The organism is Paeniglutamicibacter psychrophenolicus, from assembly GCF_017876575.1.
Lineage (GTDB): Bacteria > Actinomycetota > Actinomycetes > Actinomycetales > Micrococcaceae > Paeniglutamicibacter > Paeniglutamicibacter psychrophenolicus.
The window spans coordinates 4,418,157-4,438,121 of the sequence record NZ_JAGIOE010000001.1 but is presented as its reverse complement, the minus strand read 5'-3'; the positions used below and the strand labels follow the sequence as shown (position 1 = coordinate 4,438,121).

The 19,965-nt window shown below is 62.0% G+C and carries 17 protein-coding genes and 1 riboswitch; of the genes, 12 read left to right on the top strand and 5 right to left on the bottom strand.

Going from position 1 to position 19,965, the window contains the following annotated elements; translation table 11 throughout:
• Positions 1-83 precede the first annotated feature (83 nt).
• Positions 84-635 carry a hypothetical protein gene (locus JOF46_RS19920; RefSeq protein ID WP_209910536.1) on the top strand — a complete coding sequence of 184 codons (552 nt, stop codon included), beginning with the start codon at positions 84-86 and terminating at the stop codon, positions 633-635.
• Between the two features lie 73 nt (positions 636-708).
• Here the strand turns inward: JOF46_RS19920 and JOF46_RS19915 are convergent, their stop codons facing one another.
• Positions 709-2,076: an APC family permease gene (locus JOF46_RS19915; RefSeq protein ID WP_209910533.1), complete on the bottom strand. Its 1,368-nt coding sequence runs from the start codon at positions 2,074-2,076 to the stop codon at positions 709-711.
• Positions 2,077-2,147: 71 nt separating this feature from the next.
• Between JOF46_RS19915 and JOF46_RS19910 the strand changes: the two genes are divergently transcribed.
• Positions 2,148-2,609 (top strand): OsmC family protein, encoded by a 462-nt coding sequence (locus JOF46_RS19910; protein WP_209910530.1) that lies wholly within the window; start codon positions 2,148-2,150, stop codon positions 2,607-2,609.
• Between the two features lie 221 nt (positions 2,610-2,830).
• Here the strand turns inward: JOF46_RS19910 and JOF46_RS19905 are convergent, their stop codons facing one another.
• The 4 genes from JOF46_RS19905 to JOF46_RS19890 all read right to left on the bottom strand — a co-directional run bounded on the left by JOF46_RS19905 (position 2,831) and on the right by JOF46_RS19890 (position 7,134).
• Positions 2,831-3,448 carry a hypothetical protein gene (locus JOF46_RS19905; RefSeq protein WP_209910529.1) on the bottom strand — a complete coding sequence of 206 codons (618 nt, stop codon included), beginning with the start codon at positions 3,446-3,448 and terminating at the stop codon, positions 2,831-2,833.
• On the bottom strand, positions 3,438-3,659 hold the full coding sequence (locus JOF46_RS22925; protein ID WP_209910526.1) for a type II toxin-antitoxin system HicA family toxin: 222 nt from the start codon (positions 3,657-3,659) through the stop codon (positions 3,438-3,440). The genes JOF46_RS19905 and JOF46_RS22925 overlap by 11 nt, the downstream gene beginning before the upstream one ends.
• A gap of 1,458 nt (positions 3,660-5,117) precedes the next feature.
• A complete protein-coding gene (gene purU / locus JOF46_RS19895) occupies positions 5,118-5,966 on the bottom strand; it encodes a formyltetrahydrofolate deformylase (RefSeq protein WP_209910523.1) in 849 nt (282 codons plus the stop codon).
• 61 nt (positions 5,967-6,027) lie between these two features.
• Complete coding sequence (locus JOF46_RS19890) at positions 6,028-7,134, bottom strand: NAD(P)-binding domain-containing protein (protein WP_209910520.1); 1,107 nt, start codon at positions 7,132-7,134, stop codon at positions 6,028-6,030.
• A 92-nt stretch (positions 7,135-7,226) separates the two neighbouring features.
• Positions 7,227-7,314, top strand: a riboswitch (ZMP/ZTP riboswitch).
• A 62-nt stretch (positions 7,315-7,376) separates the two neighbouring features.
• On the opposite strand from JOF46_RS19890, the gene glyA reads away from it, so the two are divergent.
• The 10 genes from glyA (at position 7,377) to JOF46_RS19840 (ending at position 19,944) form a co-directional block, all read left to right on the top strand.
• Entirely contained in the window at positions 7,377-8,663 is a 1,287-nt protein-coding gene (gene glyA / locus JOF46_RS19885) for a serine hydroxymethyltransferase (RefSeq protein WP_209910517.1), read from the top strand.
• 82 nt (positions 8,664-8,745) lie between these two features.
• Positions 8,746-9,627, top strand: coding sequence for a bifunctional methylenetetrahydrofolate dehydrogenase/methenyltetrahydrofolate cyclohydrolase (locus tag JOF46_RS19880; RefSeq protein ID WP_209910514.1), 882 nt, complete (start codon positions 8,746-8,748; stop codon positions 9,625-9,627).
• 235 nt (positions 9,628-9,862) lie between these two features.
• Positions 9,863-12,028 carry an Ig-like domain-containing domain gene (locus JOF46_RS19875; RefSeq protein ID WP_209910509.1) on the top strand — a complete coding sequence of 722 codons (2,166 nt, stop codon included), beginning with the start codon at positions 9,863-9,865 and terminating at the stop codon, positions 12,026-12,028.
• Between the two features lie 76 nt (positions 12,029-12,104).
• A complete protein-coding gene (locus tag JOF46_RS19870) occupies positions 12,105-12,713 on the top strand; it encodes a hypothetical protein (protein ID WP_209910506.1) in 609 nt (202 codons plus the stop codon).
• 394 nt (positions 12,714-13,107) lie between these two features.
• Positions 13,108-14,235, top strand: coding sequence for a sensor histidine kinase (locus JOF46_RS19865; RefSeq protein WP_209910504.1), 1,128 nt, complete (start codon positions 13,108-13,110; stop codon positions 14,233-14,235).
• Positions 14,236-14,272: 37 nt separating this feature from the next.
• Positions 14,273-14,974 carry a response regulator gene (locus JOF46_RS19860; protein WP_209910502.1) on the top strand — a complete coding sequence of 234 codons (702 nt, stop codon included), beginning with the start codon at positions 14,273-14,275 and terminating at the stop codon, positions 14,972-14,974.
• Between the two features lie 157 nt (positions 14,975-15,131).
• Positions 15,132-15,404 carry an SHOCT domain-containing protein gene (locus tag JOF46_RS19855; protein ID WP_209910500.1) on the top strand — a complete coding sequence of 91 codons (273 nt, stop codon included), beginning with the start codon at positions 15,132-15,134 and terminating at the stop codon, positions 15,402-15,404.
• A gap of 355 nt (positions 15,405-15,759) precedes the next feature.
• Complete coding sequence (locus JOF46_RS19850) at positions 15,760-16,863, top strand: fatty acid desaturase family protein (protein ID WP_245348208.1); 1,104 nt, start codon at positions 15,760-15,762, stop codon at positions 16,861-16,863.
• Positions 16,864-17,311: 448 nt separating this feature from the next.
• A complete protein-coding gene (locus tag JOF46_RS19845) occupies positions 17,312-18,346 on the top strand; it encodes an iron ABC transporter substrate-binding protein (protein WP_209910496.1) in 1,035 nt (344 codons plus the stop codon).
• Positions 18,347-18,396: 50 nt separating this feature from the next.
• Positions 18,397-19,944, top strand: coding sequence for an ABC transporter permease (locus JOF46_RS19840; protein ID WP_209912087.1), 1,548 nt, complete (start codon positions 18,397-18,399; stop codon positions 19,942-19,944).
• Positions 19,945-19,965 lie beyond the last annotated feature (21 nt).

The window sequence follows — 19,965 nt, the reverse complement described above, 5'->3', positions numbered from 1 at the left end:
GGTATTTCATGGGGATCGGACACAGCAGAATAGGAGCAGCCGGGACAATGTGGCCGCAGCACAAGGTTGAGGTTTACGAGCGGATGGTCGCAGAACTCCGGCGCACCCTTGAGGGGCAGTCGCAGGACATTCCGCCCCAGGTCCGCGAGCGGCTGGAAGGAATCATCCAAGGCGCGGTCCGCACCATCGAGACAGGCGCCGAAATCGTGGCGGTGGGTCTCCCGGACCTCGCACCCGAGACAGTCGAGTTGGCTCCGGTCGAACCCGCAGTGGTCGAGCCCGTGGTGGCCGAACCTGAACCGGCTGAACCCGCCCCGGCCGCCGCCAAGCCCGCCATCGACCCGTTCCGCCATGGCGCACACGCCGAGGCCAACAGGCTGACCAAGGCCAGGCAATTGGCCCGTTGGCTCTGGGACCGCAATATCAGTGGCGAGCAGGTCCTGGGCTTCACCAACAAGTGGCGCAACAAGATCGCCCGGGCAGCCGGCGTCAATCCGCCCTCCACGCTGGAAACCTGGACGGTCGCGGTGGACCTGATGGCGCGCATGGAAGAACTTGCGGCTACCGGGACACAACCGGAGGCCAGCGAACGCCACCACCTGGACGAACACGAACAGTGGACCACCGAAAGCTAACCGGAACAGCTGGGGATCAGGCCTCGTACTGCCGTTGGGTTTACACGGCATTCCCGGACCTTGGAACCGTCCGTCACGCGACGGTTTCAACGCCGGTCCGCCGCCGGTACATGAGCGCGGCCACCACGAGACCCAGCACAAACCACCCGAGCCCCACTCCCAGGGCAAGGGGCGTGGCGGACGCCAGGACCACCACCAGCAATGCGGCCCCGATGGCTGGCACCACCCCGTGCAGGAACCAGTTTCCCGGCCCGGGAGCCAGCTTCTTGATCAGGAAATATCCGATGACCGAGGCGTGCAGCATGATGAATGCGCTCAAAGCCCCGACGTTGACGGCCGAGCTGAGGATATCCAGGCCGTCGCCGCGGGTGGCCGCCCAGAGGGCCACGACGATGTTGCCGGAGGCGGTGAGCAGGATGCTGCGCACCGGCACCCCAGTCCGTACCGACACCTTGGCCAGGGATCCGGGAAGCCGTCGTTCGCGGGCCATGTCCATGATGATGCGGCTGCCCGCTCCTTGCCCCACCATGGCGGCGAAAGCCGCACCGGCGGCCTTGGACAGGGCCAGCAGCCAATGCAGCCACGGCCCGATGCCGGTGGCGACGGCGTTGTAGTAGGCGGCACCTTCGAGCCCCGGGTTGGCGGCGAGCTCGGCCGGGGTGGTGGGGGAGAGCAGCGCCCCGACATAGCTTTGCGCCACGAACAGCACACCGGCGATGACCAAACACAGCATGGTCGCCCGGCCAACCATCCTGGCACCGCCTTTGGCCTCCTCGGCGAAGGTGGCCAGCGCATCGAAGCCGAGGAACGACAGGACGGCAATGGACACCGCCGCCAGCACTGCGGTGGTCGAGAAGTCGCCGATGCCTGTGAAGGGACTGAGCCACGGCCGCGTTGCCCCGTGGGTCGCCAAGACCCAGGCACCGCACACCAGCACCACCAACAGGATGAGCACCTCGAGCAGGACGACGCCGGTGATCACCTTGGAGGCGAGCTGCACTCCCGCGAGGTTCAGCGCCGTGGTGGCAACAACGGCCACCGCCACGAAGGCCCAGATGGGGATGGCCGGGAACAGGGAATTCAGGGCGATCCCCGTGAACATGTAGGCGACGGAGGGAATGAGCAGGTAGTCCAGCAGGATCATCCAGCCGGAAACATATCCGGCCCGCGGGCCGATGCCCGCACCCGCGTAGGCAAAGACCGCACCGGCCCGCGGGATCTCCCGGGACATCCGCATGTAGCTGAGAGCGGTGAAACCCATGACCAGGGTGGCAATGATGTACACCGTGGCCACCGCGCCGGACGTCTTCGCGTCCAGGGTGCCGAAGATCCCCACGGCGGCCGCGGGCCCGATGAAGACGAGCCCGAAGAAAATGAGCTGGCCCAGCGAGATGCTGCGCCGCAATGTTCCGGTTGCCGGTGCGGATGCCTGTTCGTCCATGGGGTCATTCTGCACCACACCCCGCATGTCGCATACGGAATCGCCCGGTTCGCTGGTGGCATGATGAACCCATGAGCGAAAACGAAGATCCCATGCTGCGTTCCGTCGAGCTGACCCGCACGGCCACCGGCCGTTACACGGTGCGCAATGCCGCGGGCGCGGAAATCGAATTTGGCCAGGGCGAGGGGCTGCTGAACCCGATGGAGTTGCTGCTGGCGGCGATCGTCGGCTGTTCGTCCATCGACGTCGACACCGTGACGGCCCGCAGTGCCGAGCCCACGGACTTCCGGGTGGCGGCCACCGGCCGCAAGGTGGTTGAGGACGGTGCCAGCCGCGTGGACGGGCTGCACTTGTCCTTCAACGTGGCATTCCCGGACACCGCCGAGGGACGCAAAGCCGCCGGCATGGTCGAGCGACTGGTGGACCTCTCGCACGAGAAGTACTGCACGGTGTCACGGACCGTGGAACGTGGTACTCCCGTCACGAACGAGGTCCATGTGGTGCTCGGCGACGCCGGGCAAACCCAAAAGTAGGACAGGCAAGGCTGCTTGCAATGCTTGGCAGCGGATACGTGCACGTGGAGCACTGACCTGGTGCTGTGAACCGGACCGCTACGCGGCAGGCAGAGGAAAGTCGATGAGCACGTCAAGTGTCCGAGTGCATGTACTTCTTGTTCTGGCTGCCACTAGGAGCAACAAAGTCGGCGCTTCTTCGATGTTTCGAAGAAGCGCCGACACATGTAGTTCAAATGCTCTTAGGCTGAAACTAAAAGGTGCTCTCTTACTCGGGCGCGGTCCACAAGCGGACCATTTTCTTTACCCTCAATGCGGTCAAAAAGATCGCCAACAGTGGATTCCGGCCCAAGACCAAAATCGGACATGCTTCTACGTCCGGTTTCGTCATTGCCACTGGAAAGCCCGACGAACGACCAAACGCCTTGGTCATCGACCATTCCGACAGTCAGGGGCTGCCCTTCGGAGCGTGTAGCCATGACGTCCTTGATCCGATCACTCGGTAAGGCAGCAATGAACAATACGTCATCCAAGTCATCCGCATCGGCATATTTACGAAGGCCAGCGTTATTTCTTACGGCAGTGGCAATCGACTCGGCAACTTTCGCACGCTGCCTAGAATAGTAATCGCTACGAGAGCGGACAAAGTAAGTAACGTCATCAACTTCAATGGCGCACTCAACGTGTACGTCAAAAGTTCCACCGGGGTTGAGTCCGGCGGTTACAGCAAGAGTATGGAGCTCCAAAGGGCCAGGCTGCTCATCATAGGCTGCCACAATGCCAGGCAGCTGGGGGCTTGAAACAGAACATGCGACATCACTTCCCCATAGGGTGATGATCATCTGCGCATTATTTACCACGAAGTGCCTCCTTCGCTTCTTCTCTAGTGAGACCAATTTCCTTCATAAGGACCTTTTTTACAAGTCCCCCGGTGACTTCTTTGCTTGCATGAAACGCCCACGTAATATTTGGCCGTCCTGTACAAGACATAACGTCATGGGAACCTTTACCATTCCCATTTGAAGCGTAACCGAGCTTCCGTACGATCCGTAGCAGTTTCTTTGCATCCATGGAGGGAAAATCACTACTCCCCATAAATTCACCATTCCCTCAACGATCCGCGCGCTAAAAGAATTACCGCGCGGAGAGACCGCTTCTATCCATCTAACAGCAGTAAGCGAGCAAATCCTAACGATCCTTATCAGAGCCACCAGACTTTTAGCAAAGTTGCACATGTTATCAGAGCGGTCACTGGAGTCAGAGGCCACCGAGGATTCTCTTGTACACAGTGAAACATTTGTATTTTCTGCAGTGAGTCGAAGTGAGGCTACGGTTGGATTTTATCCAACCGGATCCTTATACGTTTGCTACAGTTTGCTTGGCTGGCCAGCCACTTGATGTCGTAGACACTGGTGGAGTCGTGCCATTTGTACTATTCGGTGCGGAATCCGGAAGTGCGTCCATCCAGCGCGAGTATCTGGCGCCGGTCGCATCGGGCCGGTTCGCGAGTGTCCGGTCACGCTGTTATGAGTGGGTACTCCCATCAACGACACTCCTATTTTCGATCGTGATTTGAATTTAGGGTTGTCACCTGTGCCGATACAGGTGGAACGCGTCAGGGATGGCATCGGAGATGAAGACTGAGTTGAATCGACATGGCTTGGGCCGAGGCACAAAAATGCACCACACTATCCTCACTCCAATCTTGGCTCACCACCCAACCGGGCAAAATTTCCATGTGCTTCCTGCCCTATCTCATGTGCTGCTACCAGTGCGAATGCAGGACGTGCGGCCATGCAAAAAGCAAAGTCCACATCTCACGATTTATCTGTGCATAGAATCTTCAGCCCTATGACCCCTAAATAGAGCGGTGCCGTCTTGGCCGCGCATACAGAAACCGCCGTGTCGGGGCATAAGCAACGACACGGATATGGCCACGAAGCCCGGCCAGTACAGCACCCTCCTGCAACAATTAGCTACCTGCCATGGAGCGAAGCCTTTTCAAGGTCGCAGTCAGACTCGGTACCCTTGCCCTCAAACTTATTGACAACGCTGTCTCGCAGGACGCTTGCGAAAGCAACCTTCGCGACATGCCCACCGGCGAGCGCGGTTCGATTGGGATTTGAATCCGCGCGTTGGCGTTGGCTGCGGTGAAACCGGCGGTTTCGCCTGTTCCGGATCAGGTGTCTAACTTGGGCGAAGTTTCTGGCTCAAGTGAAGTGAGATTTGCTGGGACGTTTTGTGGGTCGGGTTGGAGGGTCGTTTGGGGCTCCTTTGAACGAGATCCCCGTCCATGGCCGTTGGGCCCTTTGAACGCGGGGAACAAGCAGACGCTGGTCACAACCATCGGCATGTTGTCTGCGGAATTTCCTGGCGGCCTGGGAACCAGAGAAAACGGCGGGGACCCGCCTTCCGGATAATTGCGAGTTGTCGGTGAAGATGAACGCTACCCAGATGCAGCGCAAGCATGAGCGGGCAGCAGGAAGAAATCTTGTTGTCGGCCCGTGCCTTTTGGAGGACCCAAGGTACTTAGGAGAACACCACGGTGCGGTAGCCGTCGAGCATGACCCGGCGCTCGGCATGCCAGGCCACGGCGCGGGTGAGCGTGCGACCCTCCACGTCGCGACCCATGGCCACGAACTGACCGGCGGTGCGGGCATGGTCCACCCGGATGACCTCCTGCTCGATGATCGGCCCCTCGTCCAGATCCGCGGTGACGTAGTGGGCGGTCGCGCCAATGAGCTTCACGCCGCGGGCGTGGGCCTGGTGGTAGGGCTTGGCCCCCTTGAAAGAGGGAAGGAACGAGTGGTGGATGTTGATGGCCCGCCCGCTCAACGCGCGGCACAAATCGTCCGACAGGATCTGCATGTAGCGGGCCAGCACCACCAGCTCGATGTCGTGCTCGTCCACCAGCGCCAGCAGCTGTGCCTCGGCCTGTGCCTTGGTCGCAGCGGTGACCGGGATGTGGATGAATTCGATGCCATGGAAGTCGGCCATGGGCTTCAAGTCCAAGTGGTTGGAGACGATGACCGGAATCTCCACCGGCAAGGTCCCGGCACGCTGGGCAAAGAGCAGGTCGTTGAGCGCGTGGCCTTCCTTGGACACCATGATCAATGTCCGCACCCGGGAACCGGCCGCCGTGATGCCCAGTTCCATGCCGAATTCCTCGCGAACCGGACCCAATGCGTTGCGCACCGCATCGAGGTCCTGGGCCGTGGCCACTGCGACGCGCATGAAGAAGTTGTGGGTCTCGGGACTTTCGAATTGCTGCGACTCGGTGATGTTGCAACCCGCGCTCAGCAAGGCTCCGGAAACGGCGTGGACGATGCCCGGACGGTCGGGACAAGACAGGGAGACAATGAATTCGTTGGTGGTCACGTATTCACGCTACATGCAGGTATCGCCGCGGCTGAATCCGGCGAAGGGAATGCGGACACAACTACAGGGAATCGACCGTCGCGTGTTCGGCGGCCGCAGCTTCCTGGAGCCTGCCGGCGGCAACCGCGGCGGCACGCCCGCCACGGGTCGCCCCGATGGTGGATGCCGAGGCTCCGTAGCCCACCAGGAACAGGCCCGGCACCTTGGGAACGCTCACCGAATCCTCGCCCATGAGGATCCCGCCGCCGGGTTCGCGCAGGCCCAATGGCGCCAGGTGGTCAAGGGATGCCCGGAACCCGGTGGCCCAGAGGATCACATCGATCTCCTCGGTGCTGCCGTCGGTGAAGGTGACCGATTGGGCGGAGAACGAGTCGATGCCGCCATGGGAAACCAACACCCCGGAATCGATACCCTCCTGGTAGAAGTCGGTCAGCGGCAGTCCGGTGGCCCCGACCACCGACAGCGGCGGCAGGCCCACATGGGTGCGGGCGTTGACGCTCGCCTCGATCTCTATGCCCCAAGACTTGTCCATAGGTGCTTCCCGCCACTGCGGCGCTCGCCGGGTGGACCATAGGGTGTCAATGCCATGCGTGGAAAGCTGCAGCAGGAACTGGGCGGCACTGGTGCCGCCGCCCACCACCAGCACGCGTTGTCCCAGGAATTGCTCCGGCGCCACAAAGTCGTGGGTGTGCAGCTGGCGCCCGGTGAATTCGCGTTGTCCGGGATAAAACGGCCAGTACGGCTTGTCCCAGGTTCCGGTGGCGTTGATGACCGTGGCCGCCCGGATGACGCGTCCGCCGGTGGAAATGATCGTGAATCCGTCTTCGAGGGAACCGGTGACGTTGCGCACCTTGAAGGGCCGGATCACCGGCAGTGCGAAGGCCGATTCGTAGGCCCCGTAGTAGCGGGCAACCACCGCCGCGGCCGGCTCGCGTGGGTCCGGGGTGGCTAGGTCCATGCCGGGAAGGGAGTGCAGCCCGTGGGCGCGGTCAAAAGTCAATGAATCCCAGCGGTGGCGCCAAGCCCCGCCGGGCCCGTCATTGGCGTCAAGCACCACGAAGTCCTCATGGGGAACAAGGCCCTTGCGCCGCAAATGGTGGGCCGCCGAGAGCCCTGCCTGCCCGGCACCGATGACTACCGTGCGCATTTGCTTGCTCGTGGACTGCATTCCCGGGTCCCTCCTACAAGGACGTATCAGTTGAAGATTCAACGTTCTTAGTGTGTAACAGTCCCAACCGCGGGACTATTCCGACTAATATTGAATGGTGTCGCGACTGGCGTTGGGTGGGATGAACCACCGGGGAGCGGCACATGAGCTAACCACGGACCGCGCGCCTGGGTCCGGGGGTTGAATGTTTCGCAATGTGTACCTGCCCGAAGACCAACCCTCACCCACTGGAGTTCAACACAATGAGCAAGAATCCCGTGACCAACCAGTCCCTCGCAGAGATCGATCCGGAAATCGCCGAGGTCCTCAAGCTTGAGCTGGGCCGCCAGCGCGACACCCTGGAAATGATCGCCTCCGAGAACTTCGCCCCGCGCGCCGTCCTCGAGGCCCAGGGCTCGGTCCTGACCAACAAGTACGCCGAGGGCTACCCGGGACGCCGCTACTACGGCGGCTGCGAGCACGTCGACGTGGCCGAGAACCTGGCCATCGAGCGCGTGAAGACCCTCTTTGGCTCCAAGTTCGCCAACGTCCAGCCGCACTCCGGCGCCTCGGCAAACGCCGCTGCCCTCTCGGCCATGATCGAACCGGGCGACAAGATCCTGGGCCTGTCCCTGGCCCACGGCGGACACCTGACCCACGGCATGAAGCTGAACTTCTCCGGCAAGCTCTACAAGGTCGCCGCCTACGAGGTCGATCCGGAAACCTTCCGCGTGGACATGGTCAAGCTCCGTGCCCAGGCCATCGCCGAGAAGCCGCAGGTCATCATCGCCGGCTGGTCCGCCTACCCGCGCCAGCTCGACTTCGCCGAATTCCGCGCCATTGCCGACGAGGTTGGCGCCAAGCTCTGGGTCGACATGGCCCACTTCGCCGGGCTGGTCGCTGCCGGATTGCACCCGAACCCGGTCCCGTACGCCGACGTGGTCACCTCCACCGTGCACAAGACCCTTGCAGGTCCGCGCTCGGGCCTGATCCTGACCAACGATCCGGACCTGGCCAAGAAGATCAACTCCAACGTCTTCCCCGGCCACCAGGGCGGACCGCTGATGCACGCGATCGCCGGCAAGGCCGTGGCCTTCAAGATCGCCGCCGGCGAGGAATTCAAGCAGCGCCAGGTCCTGACCCTCGAGGGCGCCAAGATCCTGGCCGAGCGCCTCACCGCCAGCGATGTCACCGACGCGGGCGTCTCGGTGCTGACCGGAGGCACCGATGTGCACCTGGTCCTGGTGGACCTGCGCAACTCGGAACTCGACGGCAAGCAGGCCGAAGACCTGCTGCATGAAATCGGGATCACCGTGAACCGCAACTCGGTGCCCTTCGACCCGCGCCCGCCGATGACCACCTCGGGACTGCGCATCGGCACCCCGGCGCTGGCCACCCGCGGCTTCGACGCCGCGGCCTTCACCGAGGTCGCCGACATCATCGGTGTCGCACTGCGCGACGGGCAGAACGCCGACAAAGCCGCACTGGCCGCACGCGTGGACACCCTGGCCAAGGCCTTCCCGCTCTACGAGGGCCTCGAAGACTGGTAATCGGCCACCGGCCCCCAACCCGGCACGGCCGCCGCTACAGCGTGCGCCCGCAACCACTTTCCCGAACGGAGCACCACCACCCATGACTGCACAGATCCTTGACGGCAAGGCAACCGCAAAGGCCATCAAGGCCGAACTGACCGAACGCGTCGCGGCCCTGGCCGCACGCGGCGTCACCCCCGGCCTGGGCACCATCCTGGTCGGATCCGACCCCGGATCCACCTGGTACGTCGGCGGCAAGCACAAGGACTGCGCGGAGGTCGGCATCAAGTCGATCCGCGTGGACCTGCCCGAGGACACCACCCAGGAAGACCTACTGGCAAAGGTCCGCGAGCTGAACGAGAACCCGGAATGCACCGGCTACATCGTCCAGCTGCCGCTGCCGGCGCACATCGATACGGACGTCATCCTCGAGGCCATGGACCCGGCCAAGGACGCCGACGGCCTGCACCCGATGAACCTGGGCCGCCTGGTCGCCAACGTCAACCGCCCGATGACCTCGCCGCTGCCCTGCACGCCCAAGGGCTGCGTGGTGCTCCTGGAGCGCCACGGCATCGACCTGAACGGCAAGAACGTGCTGGTCGTGGGCCGCGGGGTGACCATTGGCCGCCCGATCGGGCTGCTGCTGACCCGCCGCGACATCAATGCGACGGTCACCCTGGCGCACACCGGCACCAAGGACCTGGCCAAGCACCTCGCCGAGGCCGACGTGGTGGTTGCCGCCGCGGGACAACCGCACATGATCAAGGCCAAGGACCTCAAGCCCGGCGCGATCGTGCTGGACGTGGGCGTCTCGCGCGTCAACGACGAGAACGGCAAGGCCGTTGTCACCGGAGACGTGGAACCGGCAGCCCACGAGGTGGCTTCCTGGATCTCCCCGAACCCGGGCGGCGTGGGCCCGATGACCCGTGCCATGCTGCTGGCCAACGTGGTCGAGTCCGCGGAGCGCGCGGCCGGACTGTAGACAAGTCCGCCACGGAACGACAACGGCCCGTGTGTGGTCCCCTTCAATTGAAGGGGACCACACACGGGCCGCTTGCTTTCCGCCGTTCCTAAGCTTCCCGGGATGGTCGAAGCATCGACGGAATCCGTTCATGAGCTTGGCCGCAACGTTGATAATTGTGCGTTCGGTGGATAATCTCTAGGGGACTCGGTTCCTTGGGGGACGGGGCTTGTCGTGAATTTGGGGAAATTACGTCATGAGTCTGCATTTGCATGGAACAACAAAGCGCATTGTGCTGTTGATCGTCGCGTGCCTGGGATTCGTGGCGGTCATTGCCGGGACCGCGGGGTACCCCAAAGAGCCGCGAGAAGCACAGATTGTGTCGCATTTCCCCCGTGACGGGGCAAAGTCCGTTTCCCGGACAGCCCATGTGGTGGCGTGGATGGACCGGCCGATTGATGAGGTTAGCGGTGATTTGGGCCTGCAGCTGCAGGACCAGCAGGGGAACGCGATTGATGGTGCGCTCGAAGTCGGTGCCGATCGGGAATCGATCATCTTCGAACCGGCCTCGGCACTGGCCCCCGGAAGCTACCTCGCCTCGCTGAATGCCACGGCAGCACCGTCCGCAAGCGGCGCTGAGCTCGGTACATGGACTTTTTCCGTGCCGGAAAAACCCTCCCTCGACCAAGGGCCCGGTGGCTCGATCTTGCTGGTCGTCGACGAATCCAGTGAATTCTCGGCACATTACGCCGAGATACTCCGCATGGAGGGACTGAACAGCTTCGAAACCACCACGGTTGAGGACCTCACACCGCAGTTGCTGGATGCCCATGAGCTGGTAATCCTGGCCACCGGCACGGTGGGCGCGGGAACGGCCAAGATGTTCTCGGACTGGGTCGAACACGAAAACGGCAACCTCATTGCCATGGAACCAACCGGACAGATCGCAGAGCTCGCCGGGGTCGTGAACCACGGACCGGATGTCTCCGACGGATACATCCACATCGACACGTCACAAGCACCGGGCAAGGGCATAGCATCCGATTCCCTCCAATTCCACGGCGACTCTTCGCGGTTGGAGCTCAAGAGCGGCACACGTGCCATCGCTTCGCAAGGTTCCACCGCGTGGAGTACCGGCGGCCGCCCGGCGGTCACGGTGAAGCCGGGGATCGACGGGCGAGGCACCGTCGCCGCGTATTCCTTCAACCTGGCCAAGTCAACGGTCCTGACCCGGCAGGGGAACCCCGAATGGGCCGGCCAGGAACGGGACGGCATCGCGCCCATACGCCCTGACGATTTGTTCTTTGGTGGCGATGAGAGCGACTACCTGGACTTGGAGAAGGTGCACATCCCGCAGGCTGACGAGCATCTGCGGTTGCTCGCCAACCTCATTGGATATGTGAATCAGGGCAACGGGCCCATGCCGAAATTCTGGTACCTCCCGAATTTTTCCAAGGCGGCATTGGTCATGGCCGCGGACGACCATGGCACAGTAGATGGAACGCGCAGGATGTTTGAGCGGCTCAGCGAGCTGAGCCCGAAGGACTGTTCCGTCGAACAGTGGGAATGCCTGCGGGCAACATCGTGGCTGTATCCGGAATCGGGGCTGACTCCCGCAAACGCCGAGTCTTACTCCGATAGTGGATTCGATGTCGGTGCACATGTGACGACGGGGTGTGAGGACTGGGACGCGAAGTCGCTGACACTGGCGTTCTCCCAATCCCTGGGGGAGTTCAGGAAGAAGTACCCCGGACTTCCTGCCCAAACGGGAAACCGGCTGCATTGCATCGCCTGGAGCCAGTGGTCGACGCAAGCCAGCACCGAGCGTAGCTGGGGCATGCGCATCGACATGAATTACTACTACTGGCCGGGCGACTGGATCCGGCAGCGGGCCGGATTCATGACCGGATCGGGATTCCCGATGCGTTTCAGCGACCCGGAAGGAAACCTCATCAACGTGTACCAGCAAGAGACTCACCTGGTGGATGAGGTTTTTGCGGATCATCCCGAGGCGGTGGAACAGCTGCTGGAACGTGCCACGGGTCCCGAGGGCTTCTACGGAGCATTCGGAACGCACGTGGATTTCAGCACGGGTTTCGATATCGACCTGATGGACATGGCCATCCGCCATTCCATACCCATGATCTCCGCCAAGCAGCTCCTGGAATGGACGGATGCCAGGAATGCTTCGAGCTTCAAGACCCTGAATTGGGAAGATGGCGAGTTGTCGTTCGAACTGGATATCACCGGAAAGACGCACGGCATGCTCAAGACGATGCTGCCTATCGAGTCGAACCAAGGCACGCTCACCGGTATCCGGTCCGAGGGACTGGCAATCGACCTAGACAGGGAAACGATCAAGGGCGTCGACTACGTAATCTTCACCGGGGCAAGTGGAACGTACACGGCGACCTACCGGTAGCCGCTGCACACCCGAGAGGCACCCTCCGGGCACTTTCATGGAAACGACGCCGAGGATCCTTGCATAGGATTGCTCCATGACCACCGAGACCGCGCGGGCCCCTCGACGGATCGCGCCGGAACGCCTTCGGTGGGTCATCGGGCTGCTGGCGTTCGCAGCGGTTTGCTACACGGTCTTCGGCTGGTTGTTTGACCGAAGGATCCACGACGAGTCGGGCAACCGGCTGGTCTTTTACCTGGGTTGGCAAGATGGGGACTTCGCGGCACTGGCTTTCGTACTCGGGGGACTGGCCGTCGGGACGGTGTTGCTGCTGCTGGTCGGGCCACCAGTCGCACGAATACGCAACACCGCAGTCTTTGTCATTGTTCAGCTGTTGCTCTTTGCCGTGGGCATCGTGGCGTTGCTGATCTGGGCGGTGGCGTGCCTTCTCATCATGATGGGTGCCGGGATGGGTTCGATGGATCCGGTCACCGCAACGGATGGCAAACGGGTACTCCTGGACCGCAGTGCGGTCGATGGAGACGTCCTCTCCATCTGGGTTCCGCATTCGCGGTTCATGTATGCGGAACTGCCCGACAGCAGCTTCCGGACGGGAAGATATGTCCAGAGCGAAGACTGCACCCTGAAAACAGATTCCGAACCGTGGGTCCTTTCCTGCCAGGGAATTCGAGTGTTGCTTGAGTAAGACCGACGTACTCAGCTGCCTTCCCTGCTTCGGCACGCGCATGATCCAATGAACCGCTCTCACGCGGTGAAGACTCCATCGGTGCTTCGCCGCCAGCATTCCTGAGAAGGTTTCGCTGTGCTTCTATTGCCGCTTCGGGGCCTGAAGGTAATTCCTTCCACGATATGTGGTTGGCGATCCGGCGCTGCATGGCGAAACTCGTCTCGTAAATCCGATTGCGTCAGCGGAAACGGAAACAAGCAGCGGGACCCGTGATGCCGTGATGTTGAAACGGTCCGTGGAACCATGCATGAAAGGTTTCCAAATCCACTGTGGCATGTACTCCCCATGTTGTATGTCCCGCTACGGCCGTAGCCGGATGAAGACCGATAGCGACTGCGAGTAGTCTCGTCTCATGATCAATCGACGCCGTCCGCCGCTGGGCATCCTGCCGGTGGCCGTGGCGGTTGTCCAGGTCGTGGGCACCCACTTTGCAGCGCAGCGATTCAACGAATCGCTTCCCTGGTTCGCTGTTCTTTTGCTGCTGGCGGGTCCGGCCCTGCTGCTTTTGCGCCGACGCGCCCCCGGCCCCATGGTCGCCGGCATCGGCTTGGTGACCGTCGGCTACGTAGCGGCAGGTTTCCCCTGGGGGCCTTTCCCCCTTTCCTTTGCCGTGGGGCTCGTCCTGGCAGTCCTTGCCGGTGCCCGGTGGTGGGCGTGGGGGAGTGCTGCGGCTGCCGGTGTCGGATTCCTGTTGCTGGCCATGCAGCATGGTGAAAGCACACGGGTCTTCTTTGTGCTGGTGTGGCTCATAGTCGTATTGCTGGTGGGTGAGCTGGGGCGTAGCGCCAAGACTCGGCGGGACGAGTACCGCAGGGCGTCCATGGAACGCGCAAAACACCAGCGTGACGAGGAAAGATTGGTGCTGGCACGAGACATCCATGATGTCGTGGCGCATTCACTGTCGATGATCAACGTGCAAGCCTCCGTGGCCCTTCACTTGGCCAAGAATGGCGGCGACACCCAAGGCATGTACGAGGCCCTGGAAAACATCAAGACCGGTTCCAAGGAAGCCCTCTCCGAGGTGCGTGAGGTGTTGGCCGTCCTGCGCCAGGACGCGCCACGGGTTCCCAGCCAGCGGCTTGAACAACTCGACGAGCTGGTGCAGCGGGTCCGCGGCGCCAACGTGGCAATCATCTTCACTCCGCCGGCGTTGCCGCCGCCCGGGTGGGTCGATGAGCGAGTGGAGAACATCCTCTACCGGGTGGTGCAGGAATCCCTGACCAATGTCGTGCGGCACGCCAAGGCGAGCCGCGTGGTGGTCGCCGTGCACCTGGATGATGCGCACGCCGCGGTCACCGTAACCGACGACGGAGTTGGTCTTGGCATTGGCAACGAGGGAAACGGAATCGGCGGCATGCGCGAACGTCTGGGTGCACACGGCGGCACATTGACGATCGATGCGGCAAATGCCCCGGGGGCTCCGACTCCCGGAACCAGGATCAGCGCCTGGCTGCCGGCACCGGGAACGACGCGTGCCTGAAACCTGGGCACGCCACGATACGAAGCCAAGGAGTCCCATGATCGGCCTTCTCATTGTTGATGACCAATCGTTGATCCGGGCAGGCTTCTCCGCGCTGCTGGGCGCCGAGGACGACATGCAGGTGCTCGGCCAGGCTTCCAACGGCCTACAGGCCCTGGCCCAGGCCCGCGCCCTGAAACCCGACATCGTGCTCATGGACATCCGCATGCCCCAGGGGGACGGCATCACGGCCGCGGCAGCAATCACCGCGGACCCGGCATTGGCCAAGACCCGGATCATCATGCTCACCACCTTCGAACTCGACGACTACATCCTCGATTCCATCCGTGCCGGGGCCTCCGGATTCCTGGTCAAGGACACCGAACCGGAGGAACTGATCCAGGCCGTGCGGATCGTCGCGGCGGGGGACTCGCTGCTCTCGCCCTCGGTGACCCGCAAGCTCCTGGCCCAGGTTGCCGCCACCCAGCCCCCGCCGACCACCAAGAGACCTGCGGCCATGGACGTGCTGACGGAACGCGAGCGCGAGGTGTTGCTGCTCGTTGGCACCGGGAAGAGCAACGCCGAAATCGCCGAGCAACTTTTCATCACCCCGCTCACGGCCAAGACCCATGTCTCCCGGATCATCGGGAAAATGGGCGTGCGTGACCGGACGGGGCTTGTGGTGATCGCCTACGAAAGCGGACTGATCACGCCCGGCGCGCTGCCGGCCACGCAGGCGCCTCGACGCGACCGACCGTAATCCGGGTGGCACCGGCAACTGCACCGGGTGGAGTACGCCGCGCAGTCCAAGGTGCCTCCACCGGGCCGATGCGGCAAAGGACCCCAAGGAACGAAAGTGGATACATGAGGCAAATGGCCTCGCAATCCGCAATCGATGCTTTGAGGAGCAACCCAAAATGACAACCACGATTCTTCCCGCACTGGCAGCCATGCCGGCACATGCCTGGGGACCGGGATACGGACCGGGCTGGTTCATCCTGATCCCGATCTTCTGGATCCTGCTCATTGGCTTCTTTATCTTCTTCAGCCGGCGCATGTATTGGCGCCACCGCATCCAGGGCGATCCCACGAGCGCAGAGGGCGTGCTGCGCGAGCGCTACGCACGCGGAGAGATCGATGAGACCGAGTACCGGCAGCGCTTGGAAGTGTTGCGCGCTAATCGAAAATAAGTCTTTCGAATACCGCTGATCGGAACCGGACCACGGGTGGATTCAACCCGTGCTTCGGTTCGTTGCGGAGCAATTTCCAGTTACGTGACCCAGGCAACAAATGCCCCAGGTGTTATATGTCGCGCATTCAAAGCGATTGCGAAAAATCCCTGAATCACGGGCGAAAGCGCCTATTGGACCATATTGGTGCGGGGTTCATACCCCGAATTGAATCCAAATATTTTGTATCAACATGCAACGATCAGGTGCTTCACATGCGTAGCACGTAAGCTCATACACATAGGAACCGAGACTTTCAGTTCTTTCGACTGAAATCGTCGCCCTACTCGCTTATCGGGAGTGACCCTTGAGCAGTATGAGTTCCACTTTGTCCCCCTCGGCCCCGGAGCAACGTGTATCGCGTGGTTCGGCCGGAGCCAACAATTACCGCCACCTGAAAATCCGCGTCCGCGACGCCGGTTTGCTGGGCCGTCGCAAGGGCCACTACCTTGGGCTTGTCAGTGTTCTGGTGGTCCTGCTTGGTGGTGCTGTCACAGGCTTTGTTCTGTTGGGGCACAGCTGGTTCCAGCTACTTATTGCCGCTGCCATTGGCATCATTCTTACCCAGTTCGCGTTCCTCGCCCACGAGGCCTCGCACCGCCAGATCCTGACATCGGGTCCGGCAAACGACAGGATCGGCCGTTTCTTGGCCAACTTCGTGGTCGGCATCAGCTACCAGTGGTGGATGAACAAGCACAACAAGCACCACGCGATGCCCAACACGGTGGGCAAGGATCCGGACATCGAGTGGGACACCATTTCGTTCCAGACCGAGGATGCCCAAAGGCAAAAGGGTTTCCTGAAGTGGCTCACCGAGCGCCAGGGCTACATGTTCTTCCCGTTGCTGACACTCGAGGGATTCAACCTGCACATGCGGTCGATGATCTACCTGTTCACCGGCGACCGGGTCAAGGACCGCCGGCGCGAGATCATCTCCATCATCATTCGGTTGTCCCTGTACGTGGCGGCCATCTACATCTTCCTGCCGGTAGGCATCGGCTCGGCTTTCCTGGGCGTGCAGCTCGCGGTCTTCGGCGTGTACATGGGTGCCTCGTTCGCCCCCAACCACAAGGGCATGCCGCTGATCCCCAAGGAGTCGCGCATTGACTTCTTCTCCCGCCAGGTGCTGACCAGCCGCAACGTCATGGCCCGCTCCACCTTCGGCAACCGCGTTCTCTCACACGTCTTCGGCGGATTGAACTACCAGGTCGAGCACCACCTGTTCCCCTCGATGCCCCGCGCCAACCTCGCCGGTGTCGCCGAGATCGTGCGCGAGTACTGCCTGGAGCTCAAGGTCCCGTACACGGTCACCTCCGTAACCCAGTCCTACGCGCAGGTCATCACGTACTTGAACAAGGTCGGCCTTTCGGCCCGCGACCCGTTTGACTGCCCGATGATCACCGAGTTCCGCCAGCACTAAGCCTCGGCCAGGCGGACGACCGCTGAAAACCACATATTGAACATAGCCCTCGGTGCCTTTTCGGCACCGGGGGCTATGTTCGTTCAGGGGCCAAACAGCCCTGAGCGGTGGTTTGCGGCAAATTGTGACAGCGCGAAAAGTTGCGTGGTGCACCTCACAGGCTGGCTCGCTGGTGAATCAAAGTGTTCGGAGTGCGGCCTTGGGGTTCGTATAAAAGGTCTGCTCAGTAGGCTGAATTCAGGCATGGGAATCTTCCTCAAATTCAGCGCACTGCAAGGGTTTTCGAGCCTGTCGCGTTAGGTTAGGCTCAGGCTTCCCTGCGCGACGGGCATTGGCCCCTGTTTTGTTTGGTGAATTAGGTAAGTCATACCTAAGCTAGGTGGGCGGGCTCGCTCAAGAATCTTTCTGACCCGCCGGATACCTTCACTCCATAAGAAAGCGCCGATCCATGACGATTCGTAAAAATGTGCTGGCTGGCATGGCCCTCATTGCCACCGCCGCCCTCAGCTTGACCGCATGCTCCGCAAACGCACCGGCCGCCGGAGAATCGGATGCCGGAGGAATCACGGTCTACAACGCACAGCACGAAAGCCTGACCCAGGAATGGGTTGACGCCTTCACCGCCGAGACCGGCATCAAGGTCACCGTACGCAACGGCTCGGACACCGAAATGTCCAACCAGATCATCCAGGAAGGCAAGGCCTCGCCGGCCGACGTCTTCCTGACCGAGAATTCTCCCGCAATGACGCAGGTTGAGAATGCCGGTCTCTTCTCAGACATCGACAAGGCCACCATCGACCAGGTGCCCGCCGAGTTCCGCCCGTCCACCAACAAGTGGACCGGTATCGCAGCACGCTCGACCGTGTTCGTCTACGACCCCAAGAAGATCAGCGCAGACCAGCTGCCCAAGTCCATGCTGGACCTGGCCAAGCCGGAGTGGAAGGGCAAGTGGGCAGCTTCACCGACCGGCGCCGACTTCCAGGCCATCGTTGCAGCACTGCTGGAACTCAAGGGCGAAGAAGCTACCACGCAGTGGCTTGCGGGCATGAAGGAAAACTTCACCGCCTACAAGGGCAACTCCACCGCCATGAAGGCAGTCAACGCCGGTGAAATCGACGCCGCGCTGATCTACCACTACTACTACTATGGCGACCAGGCCAAGACCGGCGAAAACTCAAAGAACGTCACCTCGTACTACTTCAAGAACCAGGATCCGGGAGCATTCGTCTCGGTTTCCGGCGGCGGCGTCCTCGCCTCCTCGAAGCACTCTGAGCAGGCCCAGGAATTCCTGAAGTTCGTCACCGGCAAGAAGGGCCAGGAAATCCTCAAGGACGGCACTTCGTTTGAGTACGCCGTTGGGTCCGAGGTGGCTTCCAATGAGAAACTGGTACCACTGAACGAGCTCCAGGCTCCGACCGTTGACCCGGCCAAGCTCGACTCGGCCAAGGTCACCGACCTCATGACCAAGGCAGGACTGCTGTAACCCAGATGAGCAAGACTCAATTGGTTCCCGCGAAATACCGGGAACCGAAGATGGCGGGCGGGGGCACCAAGCCCCGCCCGCCATTGGGCGTTTCAACGCTCGTCATCTTGGCAACATTGATTGCCTTGTTCTCCCTGGTTCCCCTGGGCTACGTCATCTACATGACGGTGGCCACCGGCTGGGACACCGTCGTCGAACTCATCGTCCGCCCGCGTGTCGGTGAGCTGCTGCTCAACACCATCTTGCTGGTGCTCGTCACGCTGCCGCTGTGCCTCGTGCTGGGCGTGGGCGGTGCCTGGCTGGTGGAACGCACCAACCTGCAGGGCCACCGCTGGTGGGCGCTGGCACTGGCCGCCCCGCTGGCGATTCCTGCGTTCGTCAACAGCTACGCCTGGGCCTCGACCATTCCTTCGCTGGCCGGGCTTAGCGCCGGCACGCTGATTGCCACGCTGTCCTATTTCCCGCTGGTGTACATCCCCGTCGCGGCAACCCTGGGACGGCTGGACCCGGCCATTGAGCAATCCGCGGCCTCGCTGGGACTGGGCCCCTGGGCCGTGTTCTTCCGCGTGGTGCTCCCACAGCTTCGCATTGCCATGGCCGGCGGCTCGCTCCTGGTGGCCCTGCACCTGCTCTCGGAATACGGTGCCTTTGCCATGATCCGTTTTGACACCTTCACCACTGCGATCATGATCCAGTTCCAGTCCACCTTCAACGGTGCCGCAGGCAACATGCTCGCCAGCGTGTTGGTCCTGCTGTGCATGTTGCTCCTGCTGGCCGAGGCCAAGACCCGCGGCAACGCGAGGTACTCACGCGTCGGGGTCGGGGCACAGAGACTGGCCACACGCTTGCGGCTGGGACGCCACGAGATTGCCGCCCAGTTGGCATTGCTCGCGCTGTTCGTGCTCTCCCTGGGCGTGCCGCTGTATTCGGTGGTTCGCTGGCTGGTCGCCGGGGGAGCGGCAATCTGGGACCCGACAGAGTTCTTCCCGGCGCTGGCCCAGACCATGGGATACGGCCTCACCGGCGCCCTGATCACCTGCGTCGTGGCCTTCCCCATGGCGTTCCTTGCCGTGCGCCACCCCAACTGGTTCAGCAAGCTCTTGGAGCTGTCCAACTACATCACCAGCTCGATGCCCGGGATCGTGGTCGGCTTGGCCTTTGTCACCGTTGCCATCCGCTTGGTCCCCGGGATCTACCAAAGCGCCTACGTATTGCTGGCCGCCTACGTGTTGCTGTTCCTCCCGCGTGCGCTGGTGAACCTGCGCGCAGGGCTCTCCCAGGCACCGCGCGAACTCGAAGAAGCGGCCCGCTCGCTGGGCAGGTCCCCGGCCTTGGCCTTCTTCCGGGTGACCCTCCGATTGAGCGCCCCGGCGGCGGCCGGAGGAGTGGCGCTGGTGTTCCTGGCCATCGTCAATGAATTGACGGCAACCTTGTTGCTGGCACCCAACGGCACCCGCACTTTGGCAACCGCGTTTTGGGCCAAGAGCAGCGAGATCGACTACGCGGGCGCCGCACCCTATGCCTTGTTGATGATCCTCATTTCCTTGCCCATGACCTACCTGCTGTTCCAACAGTCAAAGAAAGCAGCCGGACAGTGACCACCCAAATTCCCCAGGCCC